The sequence below is a fragment of the Candidatus Kurthia intestinigallinarum genome, from assembly GCF_003991225.1.
Classification (GTDB): Bacteria; Bacillota; Bacilli; order Bacillales_A; family Planococcaceae; genus Kurthia; species Kurthia populi.
This window is the reverse complement of record NZ_JTFC01000218.1, coordinates 1-1,511: the sequence shown is the minus strand read 5'-3', so window position 1 is coordinate 1,511 and position 1,511 is coordinate 1. Positions and strand designations below refer to the sequence as shown.

At 30.2% G+C, this 1,511-nt stretch carries 2 protein-coding genes; both read left to right on the top strand.

Annotated features, from left to right (window positions below):
• A partial coding sequence (locus QI30_RS19980; RefSeq protein WP_126992162.1) for an SAVED domain-containing protein occupies positions 1 to 692 on the top strand: 692 nt, incomplete at its 5' end.
• A 57-nt stretch (positions 693 to 749) separates the two neighbouring features.
• Positions 750 to 1,340 (top strand): hypothetical protein, encoded by a 591-nt coding sequence (locus QI30_RS19975; protein WP_126992151.1) that lies wholly within the window; start codon positions 750 to 752, stop codon positions 1,338 to 1,340.
• Positions 1,341 to 1,511 lie beyond the last annotated feature (171 nt).

Sequence of the window (1,511 nt, the reverse complement as noted above, 5' to 3'; positions counted from 1 at the left end):
WAAAAGAAAACCGCTATCCAGCTAATGAATTTTTTATATCTTTAAATTTAGATAATAGTTCATTTAGAGATGAAGACAAATTTTTTTGGGAATTGGAAAGTCGTAATCTGCAAATTCAATTTAAAGAAAAGATAGTACCCCTTTTATCATCACATGATGTAAAACATATTTCTTTGTTTGGGATAGCACCTCAGCCACTTTTGATAGAGTTAGGGACAATGTTTTCAGATATACCAATTGTAGATGTATTTCAAAGACAAAGAGAACCTGATTCCACCTGGATATGGCCAGAAGAAGATGTAAAAGCTGAATATATAATAAAAAAGCCTTCGGAGTTTAAAGAAAAAATAGCGTTAATTGTTTCCTTGAGTGCTTCAATCGCTGAGGATAGAATTTTAAAAGTTCTTGGAGAAAACACATCAATATGGACGTTTACCATTGATGCTCCATCAAATGATTTTCTGAAATCTAAAAAGCAATTAAGTGATTTCAAAAAGGTGTTTCGAGAACTATTAAACGAAATAAAATATAGACATGGGGAAGAGAATGAGATTAATATCTTTCCAGCTGCACCAGTAGCAATTAATGTGGAAATAGGTCGTGCTTGGATGCCTAAAGCAGATTTACCTTTAAAAGTTTATGATCAGAATCGTAAGACAAACGGATTTCAATATGCTTTAACAATTCAGTAGTTAATTTTGAAGAATTATATAGAAGATAGATTTAACATATTATAGTGAGGGATAGATATGCGTTTTAGTTCAAAATTTTTTAATGACAAAGTAACTTTAAAGAAAGCAAATGGCGAAGTAGTAGAAAATATTAGTGCGGATGTTCAAAAAAATAAGATTTTCATTTCTGATGGTACGTTGCTTATTGAAGAAGGTGATTTTTTATTCCGTACTATGTCTAACGGTGCAACTGAAAAATATGAAGTAATTGATAGAGGGTATTACGAAGCATTTGCTGGATTTGAGTCTCATTATCAATGTGATGTTAGAAAAGCAACAGCTAAAGAAAAAAAATTACCTTTTAATAAAACAGTTAATAATTATTTTAATGCTCCCAACTCTAGATATAATGAAAGTTCGACTGATAATTCCATTAATATTTCATTAAGTGATGCAAATTTGTTTGATGAAATTAAAAATGAATTGAAAAAACAAGACTTCAAAGAAAACGAAATAAGTTTACTTTTAAACCAGGTAGACGATCTTGAACAAAGTATGGGAAAAGAAAGTTTTAGTACAAAATACACGCGTTTTATTCAAAGTTTGGGAGAGCATGTAGCAGTTATATCTCCTTTTCTTCCAGCTTTAAGTCAAGGCTTAATAGGCTAAAAAACTCGGGTATTGATATTATTGTCAGTATGTATGAGATTTGATAAAAAACATTCCCAAATAACATTTTGTTAATGTTAAAACAAATTCATCATCGCATTAAATATCTTCATGCTGATTTGGTGCATCTCAACAAGCCCTTCAACATCCATGAAAATATAAGAAATATGA

Bases quoted from the DNA above. Each gene is read 5' to 3' on its own strand.
- QI30_RS19975 (WP_126992151.1), top strand. From the start codon at position 750: ATGCGTTTTAGTTCAAAATTTTTTAATGACAAAGTAACTTTAAAGAAA.